The organism is Bacillus sp. 166amftsu, from assembly GCF_900107445.1.
Taxonomy (GTDB): domain Bacteria; phylum Bacillota; class Bacilli; order Bacillales; family Bacillaceae_G; genus Bacillus_A; species Bacillus_A arachidis.
In genome coordinates this window covers 367,059-383,641 of record NZ_FNQA01000001.1, presented here as the reverse complement: position 1 = coordinate 383,641, position 16,583 = coordinate 367,059, and the positions used below count along the sequence as shown (strand labels likewise).

Below are 16,583 nucleotides of genomic sequence, written 5' to 3'. Positions count from 1 at the left end.
TAAAACTATCGCTAATATTAATAGATAGGATAGGAGAGTAGGACGGAAACGGAGGGAATCAATTTGGCGTCTGAGACAGTAGCAAATCATCAGGAAAAGGCACTTGCCCTTCTACAAGCGGATGCGGAGAAGATTTTAAGACTTATTAAGGTGCAAATGGACCACCTTACGATGCCGCAATGTCCATTATATGAAGAAGTGCTTGACACGCAAATGTTTGGACTATCCCGTGAAGTTGACTTTGCGGTTCGTCTTGGTCTTATTCCAGAAGAGCAAGGGAAAGAAATGCTAGGAGAGCTCGAACGGGAATTATCAGCACTTCATGAAGCATTTACAAACAAACAACAATAAAGGGTTCAAATAAGCGGGCTCAAACTGACTAAGTTTGAGCTTTTTATTTGTATAATAAAGCAGGAAGAATGGCGATACATATGGAATACAACAATTAAACTGAAAACAGAAAGAGGATATTGAATGAAAAAAGTATGGAAGTCAATGGATTATTCATTATTGCTTCCTCTTGTTATTTTATGTGTACTGGGAGTTGTAATGGTATACAGTTCTAGCTCTATTTTAGCGGTTACAAAATATGAGAAACCGGCTAATTACTTTTTTTATAAGCAACTACTAGCATTAGGAATAGGTACAGTATTTGGATTAGGGATAATCGCTGTGATTCCATACCAGTTTTGGAGAAAAAGAATTATTTTATTACTAATGATGATAGGAAGTATTGGTTTGCTTTCGTTATCTTTGTTACTTGGAACGAAAGCAAATGGTGCGCAAGCTTGGGTGTTTGGTATACAGCCGGCTGAATTTGTTAAAATAGCTATCATTATCGTACTTGCACGTTTCTTTGCAAGAAGGCAAGAAACAGATACTTCAGTATGGAAAGGATCAGCAGGTACAATTCTATTTATAGGATTAATAGTATTTTTAATTCTAAAACAAAATGACTTAGGTACAGTTTTGTTAATCATAGGTATTGTTGGAATTATGTTCCTTTGTTCAGGGGTTCCGATTAACAAGTGGATAAAGCGTATTGCATTAAGTGCAATTGTATGGATTCCGCTTTTATACTTATTTGGAAACTATGCATTGGAAGATTATCAGAAGGCACGTTTTACAGCGTTTTTAAATCCATTTGAAGATACTCAACATGATGGATATCAGCTGGTGAATTCCTTTATTGCAATTGCATCAGGCGGTCTAAATGGTAGAGGACTTAGTAACAGTATACAAAAATTCGGTTATTTACCTGAACCACATACAGACTTTATTATGGCGATTATATCTGAGGAACTTGGCTTTATCGGTGTAGCGATTGTTTTAATTAGTTTGCTACTTATTATTATTCGGGCATTGCGAATTGCTCAAAAGTGCAAAGATCCATTTGGAAGTTTAATTGCAATTGGTATTGCTAGTCTGATTGGGATACAAACATTTGTTATTGTTGGTGGTATGACGGGGCTAATACCTCTTACTGGTGTACCTTTACCATTTATCAGTTATGGTGGTAGTTCTTTAATGGCGAACTTAATTGCAATGGGTATATTGATAAATATAGGTAGTTACGTGAAACGACAAGAGAAGCAACAAAAAGAAGTATATGAGAAAAAAGAACAGGGTGAGCCACATCTTGTTGTTGTAAAATAAAAAAGGCTTTGTGTTTGATGACACAAAGCCTTTTTATTATGGTGTTATAATGAGTTATACTTTGTGAAGTTTTAATAAGAATAGTGTGTCATATTTATCTGAATGTGATATACATTAAAACTGTTAGAAAAGGAAGAGTTGTGCTATACTATTTTTGTGAAACAAATTGATTAGAAAACTTATCATTTGTTGAAAAATAAGGTATGATGTATAAAAATAAAGTGAAGCTTTCCAAGTATAATTTAGAAAAGAAAGTGAAGAACTTCACGCTTTTTAGAGCGTGTGCCTATTTAATCTCTAGAGTGGTAGGAAAGTAGAGGGGGAAAATCATGTCAAAGCTGCAACGTATTCAAAAAGTATTAGTAGCTAACCGTGGCGAAATTGCAATTCGTGTATTCAGGGCTTGTTCAGAACTTGGATTAAAGACAGTTGCAATTTATTCAAAAGAGGATAGTGGTTCTTACCATCGCTATAAAGCAGATGAATCTTATTTAGTGGGGGAAGGCAAAAAGCCAATCGATGCTTACCTTGATATTGAAGGTATTATTGAGATTGCGAAAAGCAACCATGTGGACGCGATTCACCCTGGATATGGATTCTTGTCAGAAAACATCCAATTTGCTAGACGTTGTGAAGAAGAAGGGATTATCTTTATCGGACCACAAAGTAAACATTTAGATATGTTTGGAGATAAAGTAAAAGCAAGAAAACAAGCACAATTAGCAAATATTCCAGTTATTCCTGGTAGCGATGGACCTGTTCATTCACTAGACGAAGTTGAAGAATTTGCTAAGAAGTATGATTACCCGATAATTATTAAAGCATCACTTGGTGGTGGTGGCCGTGGTATGCGTATTGTACGTAGCGGTGATGAATTAAAAGAATCTTATGATCGTGCAAAATCAGAAGCGAAAGCAGCTTTTGGTAACGATGAAGTGTATGTTGAAAAATTCGTTGAAAAACCTAAACATATAGAAGTGCAAATATTAGCAGATGAAGAAGGCAATGTTGTGCATTTATACGAACGCGATTGTTCTGTACAACGTCGTCATCAAAAAGTAGTTGAAATTGCGCCAAGTGTATCGCTTTCAGATGAACTTCGCCATCGTATTTGTGAAGCGGCGGTACAGCTAACGAAAAACGTAAACTATTTAAATGCTGGTACAGTTGAATTCCTTGTAAAAGGTAATGACTTTTATTTCATTGAAGTAAATCCACGTGTTCAAGTAGAACATACAATTACAGAAATGATTACAGGAATTGATATTGTTCAGTCTCAAATTTTGATTGCTGATGGACACTCTTTACATAGTTCAACAGTGAGTGTACCAAAACAAGAGGATGTTATTATACATGGATATGCAATCCAATCTCGTGTAACAACGGAAGATCCGCTTAATAATTTCATGCCGGATACAGGAAAAATTATGGCATATCGTTCTGGTGGCGGTTTTGGTGTTCGTCTTGACACAGGTAACAGCTTCCAAGGAGCAGTTATTACGCCATATTATGATTCATTACTTGTTAAAGTAACGACTTGGGCACTTACATTTGAACAAGCAGCTGCAAAGATGGAGCGTAACCTAAAAGAGTTCCGTATCCGTGGTATTAAAACAAATATTCCATTCCTAGAGAATGTAGTAAAGCATAGAAACTTTTTATCAGGAGAGTATGATACATCGTTTATTGATGCTTCGCCTGAACTGTTCGTCTTCCCGAAACGTAAAGACCGTGGGACGAAGATGTTAAGTTATGTAGGTACAGTAACAGTAAATGGTTTCCCTGGAGTAGGTAAGAAAGAAAAACCGATTTTCCCGGATGCACGTATACCGAATTTGAAACATTCTGAATCAGTTCCAAATGGAACGAAACAAATTTTAGACGAACGCGGTGCAGATGGTTTAGTAAAATGGGTACAAGATCAAAAGCGCGTACTATTAACGGATACTACATTCCGTGATGCGCATCAATCATTACTTGCAACACGTATTCGTACAAAAGATTTAAATCAAGTTGCTGAGCCAACAGCTAGAATGTTACCCAATTTATTCTCAGCGGAAATGTGGGGCGGTGCAACATTCGATGTTGCGTATCGTTTCTTAAAAGAAGATCCATGGGAACGCTTATTAGAGCTTCGTGAAAGAATGCCTAATGTTTTATTCCAAATGCTTCTTCGTTCATCAAATGCAGTTGGTTATAAAAACTATCCAGATAATTTAATTCAAAAATTTGTGGAATGTTCAGCACAGGCGGGTATTGATGTATTCCGTATTTTTGATAGCTTAAACTGGGTTGAAGGTATGAGAGTTGCAATTGATGCTGTAAGAGAGAGTGGCAAAATTGCAGAGGCAACAATGTGTTATACAGGGGATATTCATGACCCAATGCGTAGTAAATATGACTTAAATTATTATAAAAACTTAGCGAAAGAATTGGAAGCATCAGGAGCGCATATTCTAGGTATTAAAGATATGGCTGGATTATTAAAACCAAATGCAGCTTACGATTTAGTTTCTGCGTTAAAAGAAGCGGTATCGATTCCGATTCACCTTCATACACATGATACAAGTGGAAATGGTGTTTTAACGTATACGAAAGCAATTGAAGCAGGTGTTGATATTGTCGACGTTGCTGTAAGCTCAATGGCAGGCCTAACATCACAACCAAGTGCAAATACGTTATATTATGCGCTAGGTGGAAATGAAAGACAACCAGATGTGAATGTGGATGCATTAGAAAAACTTTCACATTACTGGGAAGATGTTCGGAAATATTATGCACCATTTGAAAGTGGTATGAATGCACCGCATACAGAAGTATATATGCATGAAATGCCAGGTGGTCAATATAGTAACCTTCAGCAACAAGCGAAAGCGGTTGGTTTAGGAGATCGATTTGATGAAGTAAAAGTAATGTATCGCCGTGTAAATGATATGTTTGGTGATATTGTAAAAGTAACACCATCATCAAAAGTTGTTGGCGATATGGCACTATTTATGGTGCAAAATCATCTTACAGAACAAGACATTTTTGAACGGGGACATGCGTTAGATTTCCCAGGTTCTGTTGTAGAGATGTTCTCTGGAGATCTTGGACAACCATATGGCGGATTCCCAAAAGAATTACAAAAAATCATTTTAAAAGGAAAAGAGCCATTAACGGTAAGACCAGGAGAACTGTTAGAACCAGTGGATTTTGATGCTTTAAAAGAAGAGTTATTCCATAAACTTGGACGTGAAGTAACTATTTTTGATGTTGTTGCATATGCATTATATCCAAAAGTATTTATGGATTATCAAAAGGTAACTGGACTTTATGGAAATGTATCTGTACTTGATACACCAACATTCTTCTATGGTATGAGATTGGGTGAAGAAATTGGTGTGGAAATTGAACGTGGTAAAACATTAATTGTTAAATTAGTGTCAATTGGTGAGCCTCAACCAGATGGAACGCGTGTACTTTACTTTGAATTTAACGGACAACCGCGTGAAATTGTTGTGAAAGATGAAAGTGTTAAAGCAACGGTTGCGCAGCGTGTGAAAGGAAACCGTGAAAATCCAAATCATATTAGTGCAACAATGCCAGGAACGGTCATTAAAATCGTTGTAAATGAAGGCGATGAAGTGAAAAAAGGTGATTCCATGGCAATCACAGAAGCAATGAAAATGGAAACAACGGTTCAGGCGCCATTCGATGGAAAAGTGAAGAAAGTATATGTAAAAGATGGCGATGCGATTCAAACAGGGGATTTACTTATTGAATTAGAACAATAAAAATCAAGAAAAGAGCTGCTCAAAAGTAGCTCTTTTTTTGATATAAAAATAATAACTTGCCATAATGGCAAGTTATTAAAAGGATTGTTTATTTTGCGTTGTAGTTGATTGTTGTGCCTCTTTTGCGTTTCTTGTACTTCTTGTACCTAGCATCACTAGATAACATAATACGGCAAACAAACAAGAGATAAAGAGTGAATGTAACAGTGCCATTGAGAGGCTAGCGTTCGTATAGACAACCAAAATACCAACAATTGCTTGAAGCGTAACGAGAATAAATGAGATAATCCATCCCCAATATACAACTCGCTGTTGCTTATAGTGGCGAATAGCAAGAATCATTGCGTATAGGATCCAAGCAAATATTAATATTGCGGCAATCCTATGTCCCATTTGAACCCATTCATGCAATTGAGTAGGAAACGGTCTGTTTTTACTACAAAATGGAAAGTCTGGACAAGCCAAACTAGCATGCTCATGACGTACTAAAGCACCTGTATAGACGACGATATAGCTGTAAATTGTTACACCGTAAATATGAAACTTCATTTTTTTATCCATAATGAGAGAACGTGCATCGAATTTCTTGTCAATTTCAAAAATAAGGCAGGCTAGTAAAATGACAGAAGCAAATGAAATTAAGGAAATACCAAAATGAATAGCTAGTACAGCTGGTACTTGTCCCCAAACCACTGCCGCTGCTCCCATTAGCGCTTGTGCAACTAAAAATACAAATGATAAAATAGCAAGCGTCTTTGTTTCACGTACATGTTTATAATATTTCCATGATAAGATACAAAGCAGTGTAACGAGAATTCCTGCCGATCCTGATGTTAAACGGTGACTGAGTTCGATAATTGTTTCCATTGATAGATTAGAGGGAACGAGTTCACCATTACAAAGAGGCCATGATTTTCCACATCCTTGACCTGAACCTGTTTTTGTAACTAAAGCCCCCCCTAATAAAACCCCTAGTAAGTCAAGGCTTGTAATGACTGCTAACCATTTAATAAAGCGTTGCAATCTTTTCACCATCTTTCTGTTATGAAGTTATTGCGAAATATTTTCATTCCATCAATTTTATAGAACAAAACGCGCTACAGTCCTATGATATATAAAAAATAATAAAATAGCAAAGAAATGAAGAGGGAGGATGAAGTACTTGGGATAAGAAAAAAACGGTGTAGATATTACAGTTTTTAAGTGGAAATACTTCTATTATAAAAAGAAATAAGGAGAATGCATGCTAAATATGACAAAATAGTTTATTATAGAAGATAATCTCGTGTTATGATAGGGAGTAATAGGAGAAACTTTTTTGTTATTCGACACAAAAAGTTCATGTTTTCTTCACAAAATGTTCGGGAAATATGATTTAATATATTCGAGTATGAGCGTAGATTAGTAGTAGAGTGGGAAAACAACATTTCTACTGTAATAATATTGCTATATAGAAGCGTACTACTTTTGTAAAGGAAAGACGCGTTTAAGAGGGGGTTGAAATGATGAACCATGCAACAAGTGAGCTGCATGATGAGTCAGCTATAACAAATGTGCCGGAAACAACACGTGTACAAGATTTATTAGCGCTCGTTAAGATGGGGATTGTAAACTCAAATACACTTACGGTGTTTACAGGATTTTGGTTGGCTTTACACTTTAATGGATTAAATGCTGCTAACCATTTGGATAAAATGTTCTTTACAATTGTCGGTTCTGCTTTAATTATGGCAGGATCATGTAGCTTAAATAATTATATTGATCGAGATATCGATCATTTAATGGAACGGACAAAAAATCGTCCGACAGTAACAGGAAAATATAAACCTGGGTTTGCGTTAACATTAGGTATTACTTTATTACTTCTAGGTTTTGTATTCTTGTTATTTACAACACCGATGGCAGCATTGATTGGTTTCATTGGTGCTTTCACATATGTTGTTTTGTATTCATTATGGACAAAACGAGCATACACACTAAATACAGTAGTAGGTAGTGTATCTGGAGCAGTTCCACCTTTAATTGGCTGGGCAGCAATTGATCCTAGTTTAGATCATCCGATTGCTTGGATGCTATTTTTAATTATGTTTGTTTGGCAAATCCCACATTTCCTCGCATTAGCGATGAAACGTGTTGATGAATATCGAAATGCAGGTATTCCAATGCTTCCTGTTGTACATGGATTTGATATTACAAAACGTCAAATCATGATTTGGACAGTATGTTTATTACCACTACCGTTTTATATGAGTGGACTGGGAGTAACATTCATGGTAATTGCAACATTGCTTAACATTGGATGGATCGTATTAGGATTCTATGGATTCCGTAAGAAGGATGACATAAAATGGTCTGTACAAATGTTCGTCTACTCCTTGAATTACTTGACAATCTTATTTGTGTCAATGATTGTAGTTACATTCTTCTAAGACAACGACATGAGGGGATTTCTTTACGTTGAGATTTACTTTACTTACTATAAATAAAGTACAATCTAATTCACAAAGAAAGTGGGGGTTGTTTGTATGAAGAAACAGTGGCGACTGCTTTCATTCGTTTCACTGCTGGCTTTACTGTTAGGGGGATGCGGTAAAGCCTTTCAATCTACTTTAATTCCGCAAGGTGAAGTAGCAAAAATGCAATATGATTTACTCTTGTTAGCAAGTGCGATTATGGTAGGTGTTGTACTTGTAGTTACTATTATTTTCTTGTATGTAATTGTGCGTTTCCGACAAAAGAAGGGCCAAGAGGATTATATTCCAAAGCAAGTTGAAGGAAATCACAAACTAGAAATTATATGGACAGTTATTCCGATTATTCTTTTGCTAATATTGGCTGTTCCGACTGTTACATATACCTTCAAACTTGCTGACGTAAGTGCGATGGAGAAAAAGAATATTGATAAAGATACAATCGTTGTTGATGTAACAGCGAATCTTTATTGGTGGGAATTTTCTTACAAATCAGAAAAGATAGTAACTTCGCAAGATTTAGTTATCCCCACAGGTAAAAAAGTGTATTTGAATCTGAAAGGTGCTGATATTAAACATTCATTTTGGGTTCCATCTTTAGCTGGAAAAATGGATACGAATACAGATAATGTAAACAAAATGTGGTTAAAGGCAGATAAATCAGGCACTTATAATGGTTTTTGTACAGAATTTTGTGGCCCATCACATTCTTTAATGCAATTTAAAGTGAAAGCTGTTGATGAAAGCGAGTACAAAACTTGGATTGCAGATATGAAGAAAATTGATGGTAAGAAGGAAGTAGCTTCTACAAAAGAACAACAAGGTAAAGAGATATTCAACAAAAGCTGTATCGGTTGTCATGCAACTGGATCAAATGATAGTAGACCACCTTCTGCACGTATCGCACCAAACCTAGCAAATTTTGCTGATCGCGATATGGTTGCCGGCATTGCTGAAAATAATGAAGAAAACCTAAAAAAATGGCTAAAGGATCCTGAAAATATGAAGCCAGGAAATAAAATGACTGGTAAATATGGCAACTTAACGGACGATGAAATAGAGGCATTAAATGCCTATTTGAAAACGTTAAAAGTTGAGAAGTAAAAAGGGATTATTTGCGAAGGGGAGGTTGAAAACGTGAGTTCTGTAGCAAAGAAACAGGGGATGGGTGCTGTTATATGGGATTATTTGACGACAGTAGACCATAAAAAGATTGCCATTCTCTATTTAATTGCAGGTGGGTTATTTTTTATCATTGGCGGAATAGAAGCATTATTTATCCGTCTTCAATTAGCCATTCCGAACAATGCTTTTCTTGTTGGGGATGCTTATAATCAAGTATTAACAATGCACGGTACAACAATGATTTTCCTCGCAGCTATGCCGCTCGTGTTTGCATTTATGAACGCTGCTGTGCCACTTCAAATTGGGGCACGCGATGTGGCGTTTCCATTTTTAAATTCACTTGGATTTTGGTTATTTTTCTTTGGAGGCGTATTTTTAAACCTAAGTTGGTTTTTGGGAGGAGCACCTGATGCAGGATGGACATCTTATGCATCGTTATCTCTTGCTTCTAAAGGACATGGTGTTGACTTTTATGTATTAGGATTACAAATATCGGGTATAGGTACACTGATTGGTGGTATTAACTTCCTTGTCACAATTATTAATATGCGTGCACCTGGAATGACCTATATGCGTATGCCGATGTTTACATGGACAACATTTGTAACGTCTTCACTTATTTTATTTGCCTTTCCACCATTAACAGTCGGATTGGCGCTACTTATGTTAGATCGCCTATTTGGTACAAGTTTCTTTAACCCAGCTTTAGGTGGTAATACGATTATATGGGAGCATTTATTCTGGATCTTTGGTCACCCAGAAGTGTACATTCTTATACTCCCGGTTTTCGGAATATTCTCAGAAATATTCGCTACATTTTCTAAAAAACGACTATTTGGTTACTCATCTATGGTATTTGCAACAGTGTTGATTGGATTTTTAGGATTTATGGTATGGGCACATCACATGTTCACGGTTGGCCTTGGTCCTGTTGCGAATGCTATTTTTTCAGTTGCAACAATGGCAATTGCAGTCCCAACGGGGATTAAAATATTTAACTGGCTCTTTACAATGTGGGGTGGAAGTATTCGGTTTACAACTCCAATGATGTGGGCTGTTGCGTTTATCCCATCATTCGTAATGGGAGGAGTAACAGGGGTTATGCTTGCTTCAGCGCCTGCTGACTATCAATTTCATGATAACTATTTCGTTGTGGCACATTTCCACTATGTAATCGTTGGTGGGGTTGTATTTGGATTATTAGCCGGTGCACACTATTATTGGCCACTTATGTTTAACAGAGTATTAAATGAAACACTAGGGAAAATTACATTTTGGTTGTTCTTTATCGGCTTCCATTTAACATTCTTTATCCAACATTTCCTTGGTTTAATTGGTATGCCGCGTCGCTACTTTACGTATTTACCAGGACAAGGATTAGAAACAGGGAACTTAATTAGTTCGATTGGTGCTGTATTTATGGGACTTGGAACGATTGTTCTTTTATTCAATGTTGTGAAAACATCATTGTCTAAAGAGAAAGCGGGTCGTGATCCATGGGATGGTCGTACATTAGAATGGACAATACCAGCTCCGACACCAGAATATAACTTTAAGCAATTACCATTCGTTCGAGGTCTGGATCCGTTTTGGATTGAGAAACGTGAAGGGAATAAAGAGATGACACCAGCAGAGCCTGTGAGTGACATTCATATGCCAAACTCTTCATTTTCACCATTTGTTATTTCGCTTGGGTTATTTATAGCGGCATTTGGTGCAATGTACATGCAAGGTGGAAAAGATAAGTTTTGGCTCCTGGTTGCAATAATTGGGCTTATCATTACGTTTGGTGCAATGTTCTTACGTTCAGTAATTGATGACCATGGTTATCATATTCATAAAGAAGATTTGGATGATAAGGGGGGCACAGCGTAATGCATGTAGAGGAAAAATTAACAAATGAAACATTTCCAGCAGAGCCTGAAAAAGCAACCCTTGAGGGGAAAAATAAGTTTGTTGGATTTTGGCTATTCCTTGGAGGCGAAACTGTATTGTTCGCTTCCTTATTTGGCACATATTTAGCATTGAAAAATTCTACAAATGGCGGCCCCACTTCTCAAGAAATGTTTCAAATGCCACTTGTCTTTATCATGACGATGCTTTTGTTAACAAGTAGTTTAACAAGCGTGTATGCGATGTATCATATGAAGAACTTTAACTTTAAGCAAATGCAGCTTTGGTTAATTGTTACAGTACTATTAGGCTTGGGGTTTTTAGGATTTGAGATTTATGAATTTTATCATTATACACATGAATTCAAACATACGATGAGAAGCAGTGCATTTGGTTCAGCGTTTTATGCGCTTGTTGGAACTCATGGATTACACGTATTGTTCGGATTGTTATGGATCTCAACATTAGTTTTTCGGAATGCGAAGCGAGGGCTAAATTTATATAATGCTCCAAAGTTTTACGTCGCATCGATTTACTGGCACTTTATCGATGTAGTTTGGGTGTTTATTTTCACTGTAGTATATTTGATGGGAATGGTGGGATAAACAATGGCGATAAAGCAAACAAACACAAGTAACTCAAAGGTAGATCTTGTTTATCGTAGAAGAAAAAGTGCAGAGGAAATGAGGCATCAAGTGATTACATTTGGTCTAATGATTTTCTTAACGATTGTAGCTTTTGTGGCAGTCGCTTATCCGAAAACATTTAGTCCTCTTTTCTCAGTGCCATTTATTTTATTGTTAGCTGTTGTGCAAGTAATATTTCAATTGTACTATTTCATGCATATGAGTCATAAGGGACATGAAACAGCAGCCTTTTTCTTATATGCAGGGTTATTAGTGGGATTATTAACCATTTTAGCTTTTATGACGATTATCTGGGTTTAAAAAAGCAAAGGATAGGGAGCTTGAAGTTATCTTCGCTCCCTTTTTCCTATGAGGGTAAGGAATTCAAATTGAAAGGGTGGGTGTAAAAATGAGCAACTTATGGATATTTGGTTTTCAAGCTTTATGGAGCCCGATCTTTTTACTTTTTATGGTGTCTATCCTTATCTGTTACTTTCTTATTATTGGGCCCCATAGAAATCGGTTCGAAAATGCAGATAAGGTAAATAAAAAGCAGATATTTTATTTTACGACTGGGATTGTCCTATTGTATTTTGTAAAGGGTGGACCTATTGATTTACTTGGACATATTGTATTTAGTGCACATATGTTTGAAATGGCAGTGATGTATATTGCGGTACCACCATTATTGTTATTAGGAATTCCGATTTGGTTATACAAATATATTACTTCTTTTCGTTTTATCCAGGTGATGTTGAATATGTTTACAAAACCGCTGATTGCCCTGTTTGTATTTAATGGATTATTTTCCATTTATCATTTGCCGGTTGTGTTTGATGCTGTAAAACAAAATCAAGTCGCTCATCCTATTTTTCTTGCTGTTTTATTTTTTACAGCAATGATGATGTGGTGGCCTATGCTAAATCCATTGCCGGAGTATCAAACATTAAGTGAAATTAAAAAAATTGGCTATATGTTTGCGAACGGTATATTATTGACACCAGCTTGTGCGCTAATCATATTTGCTAGCGAATCATTGTTTGTTACATATACGGATCCAAGTGCATGGATGAAAGCGATGGAGCTTTGTGTGCCTGTAGGGACACTGGCTGATTTAAATATAACCGGACCAGAATTTTTACACTGGATGCCGATTGTACAAGATCAACAAACAGGTGGTACCATTATGAAAATTGTCCAGGAAATAGTATATGGTACAATTATTGGCTATGTATTTTTTAAATGGGCACGTAAGGAACGTAAAAAAGATGAGGAGCAACTACAGGCAGTACCTCCTTATTTGCAAACGAAATAAAACAGGCATGTCCACATGGGCATGCCTGTTTTATTTACTCGATAATTTGAAATTCCTTCAATTCCTTTTCAATATTTTGCAGTAGTTGTTCGCTTTTTTGAAGTACGTTTGTAGGGAAATTTTCATTCTCTCCATATTCAACACCATGTGGATAATAGTGTTTTCCTAACAATGGGGGAAGTAATTTAACTTGTGCGTGTCGTCCTCCGATTTCTCCTTCTACAGCAAATCCTTGGATCCGTAAATAGTATACATCCTTTAATATTTCAAATTTATAGTCATATGTAACTCGTTCATAATCCCACTGTCCGGCAAGTACGAAATGATGATTTTGCATGACTTCTGTGAGAAGTGTAAAATCAATAGTTGCGTCTATAAGTTTTGAATTTGTAAACTGCATAGAATTCCTCCTTATTTTTATTTGAAACCATCTAATTTTATAATAGTATGAATAATGAGAAATCGCAATTCATATTGAGAGAAAAGGGATAATCACGGCTTTTTTTATAAAAATATGATATAGTGAAAATAGTATGGTACAAACAAAAGAGAAGACAGGGCTTTGTGTATATCTCAATTTTATGTTTGACCAGGAGGTATATTTTTTGAAAAAATTATTACGTATCGTAATGATTACGGCTTTGATTTTAGCAATTGATTTATACGGGAAATTACTCGTTTCGCAATATATATTACAGCCATCTCATTCTAAGCAGGAACATAAGATTGTCAAGAAAAAGAAACAGATAAATGAAGGTTTTCCAGAGACAATCTCCCAATTAATAGGAGGAGATTCGGAAAATTTATTAGCAAAATGGGGTGAGCCAGCTCGAATCGAACCTTCTGCTTATGGTTACGAATGGTGGATTTATAATCAAGATTTATCACAATATGTACAGTTTGGTGTTGCAGAGCATAAAATTGTAACAGCTTATGTTGCTGGTGATCAAGTGGATGTAGCCCCGTTTCATATGAATGAAAAGTATGAAGATGTCTATAAAAACAATCCATTTTCACATGAAATTTCTTTGGAAAAAGGAAGGAACAGTTACCAATTTGAATTATCTGATACTGAAATTGCAGAACAACCACTTGTTTCGATAGAAGAAGATGATTGGGCGCAGTTATACTTTGATCGGTTTACACATAAACTTGTTGGAATTAGGTATATGGATGATGAAACATTGCTTCGACAAAGACCGTATCAGCTTGTTTATTCTGGAGAATTAGGGACGGAGCCATCAATCCCTCAGGAGAAAATGGCACAAGTAGAACATGGGAATATGCAACAAATTCTAGATTTGACTAATATTATTCGTAGTCGTCATCAATTGCCATTACTAACATGGGATCAACAAACAGCTGAAGTAGCTTTTGGACATAGTAAAGATATGAAAGAGAATAATTACTTTTCACATGATTCACCGAAATTTGGAACTTTAGGAGATCGATTACAACGTGGTCAAGTCACTTTTCAACTAGCGGGAGAAAATATAGCAGCGCAGCATACTGATGGAATCGCGGCAGTGCAAGGTTGGCTGAATAGCGAAGGGCATCGGAAAAACTTGTTAAATGAACAATTTACTGGACTAGGTGTTGGGGTCTTCGATAAATTCTATACTCAAAATTTCATTAGAAAATAAGAAAAGGTGCATGAAACGTCTAAAAATAGGCGAACCATGCGCCTTTTTTTTCTTACAATATAGTAGATACATCTGAAGAGGTGAGGATTATGACAAAGACAAAAGGACCGTTACATCCTTCTGTTCAACAATTTAAAGAGTTTGTAAACCATCACCCTAAAATGGTTCATGAAGTTCGAAACGGTCAAAAAACATGGCAACAATTTTATGAGGAATGGTATTTACTTGGGGAGCAAGATGAAATGTGGAATGCTTATAAAGCGGATGGAGAAGCGATTTCTTCTCCTATACAAGAGAATCGTACAGAAAATAATGATGAAAAAGCTGCTGATTTAATGGGACAAATGCTTTCGTTTTTTAAAAAATTAGATGCAGAACAAATGCAGCAGCATCTAGCTAATGTAACAAGTGCAATTGGGAGTGTACAACAAGTTATTCAACAATTTCAAGGGAATCGTACACAACCTGAGCAAAGAACTTCTGAAAATAATCCGTTTTTCTTTCGAAAAGATTAGGAGGAAAAGAGGATGAGGGCAGAACTTATGGAATTTATAAAAGCTGACAAAGATTTAGAGCGTTATATTCGTGAACAACCCCATTGGTATCGGAAATTATCACGTAATCCTAAGGAGAAGGAGGCTTTTGAATTAGCTGCCTTACAGTATTATAAAAAGACAATTCCTGATAAAGTTGCAAAATTTCAAAATCAACTGGCGGTTGCTTCTATTATGATTGACATGTTTCAATATATGAAGCAGCAGAATGCAACATAATTGGAAGGAAAAACTATGTCCGTCATGCGAAACATTTGTTACAATAGGAACAGATTATTGAAAAAAAGGAGTTACAGCATGACGGAAATTTGTTTAGTGCGACATGGACAAACTGATTGGAATTTTCAAGAGATTATTCAAGGGCGTGAAGATATTCCACTTAATGAAGTTGGGAAAAAGCAAGCCAGTCAAAGTGCAGCTGCATTAAAATTGGAAACGTGGGATGTAATTATTAGTAGTCCCTTAATTAGAGCACAAGAAACAGCACAGGCAATTAGCGATGCTGTTGGAATACAGTCTATTCTTCTAGATGAGCGGTTTGTTGAACGGAATTTTGGAGAGGCTTCAGGAAAACCAGTTCCTGCAGTTAGAGAGCTTATTGCAGAGGGAAATGTAGAAGGTATGGAGACAGATGAAGAGATTGTAAAACGCTGCTTTGCTGCATTGCAAGACGTTGCACAAGTACATGTGGGTAAACGTGTTATTATTGTTGCACATTCACATGCGATAAAAGCAATGTTACACGCAATCTCACCTGATGAAATTACATTTAAAACGCCATTAAAAAATGCGTGTATTAGTTATGTAAAAGAAGAGAATGGAAGCTGGGACGTACTACGATATAATATTGCCGAGCATATTTGCGTATAAGAAATTATAATGGATGAGTATTTTCAGTAATAGAACTTTTAACTTTATATTCAAATTAGTAGTTCTGTTCTAAATGTGTTATGATGGATACTCGGAGGTGTCTCTCATGATTGTAGCGACGCTTGAAAGCGTAATGATATTAGACGAAGCAGAACAGCTTGCAAAAGCGATTGTCTGTTCCGATGTAGCTAAGAGCTATCGTAAATGTTATAAGGCATTACAGGAAGATTTGGAGGCTCAAACATTAATTGGTCAATTTACAGTAATGAAAGAGCGATATGAAGAAGTGCAACGCTTTGGAAAATATCATCCTGATTATACTTTCGTTTCGAAAAACATGCGAGAGTTAAAACGTTCTGTAGACTTGCATGAAAAGATATCTGCTTTTAAAAAGGCGGAAAATACTTTGCAAAAACTATTAGATGAAGTCAGTGCAGCAATTGGTTCCGAAGTATCATCTGCGATTAAAGTTCCTACTGGAAATCCGTTTTTTGATGCAGGTGGCTGCGGAAGCGGGTGTGGCTCTGGTGGAAGTTGCGGTTGTAAAAAAACGGGGTGATGTGCCCCGTTTTTTAGAATATGGAAGAAAACGTATACAGAATTTGTTCTATAATTTCACAAATTTCTGATTGATTTTTATAAAATACAAGAATA

Annotated in this window: 16 protein-coding genes; 14 read left to right on the top strand and 2 right to left on the bottom strand. The window is 36.2% G+C overall.

The window, feature by feature from the left end; genetic code table 11:
• Positions 1–63 precede the first annotated feature (63 nt).
• The 3 genes from BLV40_RS02130 (at position 64) to pyc (ending at position 5,432) form a co-directional block, all read left to right on the top strand.
• Complete coding sequence (locus BLV40_RS02130; RefSeq protein ID WP_026590210.1) at positions 64–351, top strand: Fpa/YlaN family protein; 288 nt, start codon at positions 64–66, stop codon at positions 349–351.
• A 123-nt stretch (positions 352–474) separates the two neighbouring features.
• Positions 475–1,656 carry an FtsW/RodA/SpoVE family cell cycle protein gene (locus BLV40_RS02125; RefSeq protein ID WP_026590211.1) on the top strand — a complete coding sequence of 394 codons (1,182 nt, stop codon included), beginning with the start codon at positions 475–477 and terminating at the stop codon, positions 1,654–1,656.
• A 329-nt stretch (positions 1,657–1,985) separates the two neighbouring features.
• On the top strand, positions 1,986–5,432 hold the full coding sequence (pyc, locus tag BLV40_RS02115; RefSeq protein ID WP_026590212.1) for a pyruvate carboxylase: 3,447 nt from the start codon (positions 1,986–1,988) through the stop codon (positions 5,430–5,432).
• 75 nt (positions 5,433–5,507) lie between these two features.
• Here pyc and BLV40_RS02110 read toward each other — a convergent pair whose 3' ends face one another.
• Entirely contained in the window at positions 5,508–6,455 is a 948-nt protein-coding gene (locus BLV40_RS02110; RefSeq protein ID WP_026590213.1) for a COX15/CtaA family protein, read from the bottom strand.
• Positions 6,456–6,937: 482 nt separating this feature from the next.
• On the opposite strand from BLV40_RS02110, the gene cyoE reads away from it, so the two are divergent.
• The 6 genes from cyoE (at position 6,938) to ctaG (ending at position 12,862) form a co-directional block, all read left to right on the top strand.
• The gene (gene cyoE / locus BLV40_RS02105; protein ID WP_090687281.1) at positions 6,938–7,861 is read left to right on the top strand and encodes a heme o synthase; all 924 of its coding nucleotides are present in this window, start codon (positions 6,938–6,940) and stop codon (positions 7,859–7,861) included.
• 96 nt (positions 7,862–7,957) lie between these two features.
• Entirely contained in the window at positions 7,958–9,007 is a 1,050-nt protein-coding gene (gene coxB, locus BLV40_RS02100) for a cytochrome c oxidase subunit II (RefSeq protein ID WP_026590215.1), read from the top strand.
• A gap of 60 nt (positions 9,008–9,067) precedes the next feature.
• Entirely contained in the window at positions 9,068–10,903 is a 1,836-nt protein-coding gene (gene ctaD, locus BLV40_RS02095) for a cytochrome c oxidase subunit I (RefSeq protein ID WP_170833611.1), read from the top strand.
• Entirely contained in the window at positions 10,903–11,526 is a 624-nt protein-coding gene (ctaE, locus tag BLV40_RS02090) for a cytochrome c oxidase subunit III (RefSeq protein ID WP_026590217.1), read from the top strand. The genes ctaD and ctaE overlap by 1 nt, the downstream gene beginning before the upstream one ends.
• Positions 11,527–11,529: 3 nt before the next feature.
• On the top strand, positions 11,530–11,868 hold the full coding sequence (ctaF, locus tag BLV40_RS02085; protein ID WP_026590218.1) for a cytochrome c oxidase subunit IVB: 339 nt from the start codon (positions 11,530–11,532) through the stop codon (positions 11,866–11,868).
• 88 nt (positions 11,869–11,956) lie between these two features.
• Positions 11,957–12,862, top strand: coding sequence for a cytochrome c oxidase assembly factor CtaG (gene ctaG / locus BLV40_RS02080; RefSeq protein WP_090687279.1), 906 nt, complete (start codon positions 11,957–11,959; stop codon positions 12,860–12,862).
• Positions 12,863–12,896: 34 nt separating this feature from the next.
• Here ctaG and BLV40_RS02075 read toward each other — a convergent pair whose 3' ends face one another.
• Complete coding sequence (locus tag BLV40_RS02075; RefSeq protein WP_090687277.1) at positions 12,897–13,262, bottom strand: YugN family protein; 366 nt, start codon at positions 13,260–13,262, stop codon at positions 12,897–12,899.
• A 205-nt stretch (positions 13,263–13,467) separates the two neighbouring features.
• On the opposite strand from BLV40_RS02075, the gene BLV40_RS02070 reads away from it, so the two are divergent.
• From BLV40_RS02070 to BLV40_RS02050, 5 genes are all read left to right on the top strand, one after another.
• Positions 13,468–14,505: a CAP domain-containing protein gene (locus BLV40_RS02070; protein ID WP_090687275.1), complete on the top strand. Its 1,038-nt coding sequence runs from the start codon at positions 13,468–13,470 to the stop codon at positions 14,503–14,505.
• An 89-nt stretch (positions 14,506–14,594) separates the two neighbouring features.
• On the top strand, positions 14,595–15,020 hold the full coding sequence (locus BLV40_RS02065; protein WP_026590222.1) for a YlbD family protein: 426 nt from the start codon (positions 14,595–14,597) through the stop codon (positions 15,018–15,020).
• 12 nt (positions 15,021–15,032) lie between these two features.
• A complete protein-coding gene (locus BLV40_RS02060; protein ID WP_026590223.1) occupies positions 15,033–15,278 on the top strand; it encodes a YlbE-like family protein in 246 nt (81 codons plus the stop codon).
• 78 nt (positions 15,279–15,356) lie between these two features.
• A complete protein-coding gene (locus BLV40_RS02055) occupies positions 15,357–15,929 on the top strand; it encodes a histidine phosphatase family protein (RefSeq protein ID WP_026590224.1) in 573 nt (190 codons plus the stop codon).
• A 106-nt stretch (positions 15,930–16,035) separates the two neighbouring features.
• Positions 16,036–16,488, top strand: a complete 453-nt coding sequence (locus BLV40_RS02050; RefSeq protein WP_026590225.1) for a YlbF/YmcA family competence regulator — start codon at positions 16,036–16,038, stop codon at positions 16,486–16,488.
• Positions 16,489–16,583: the final 95 nt, after the last annotated feature.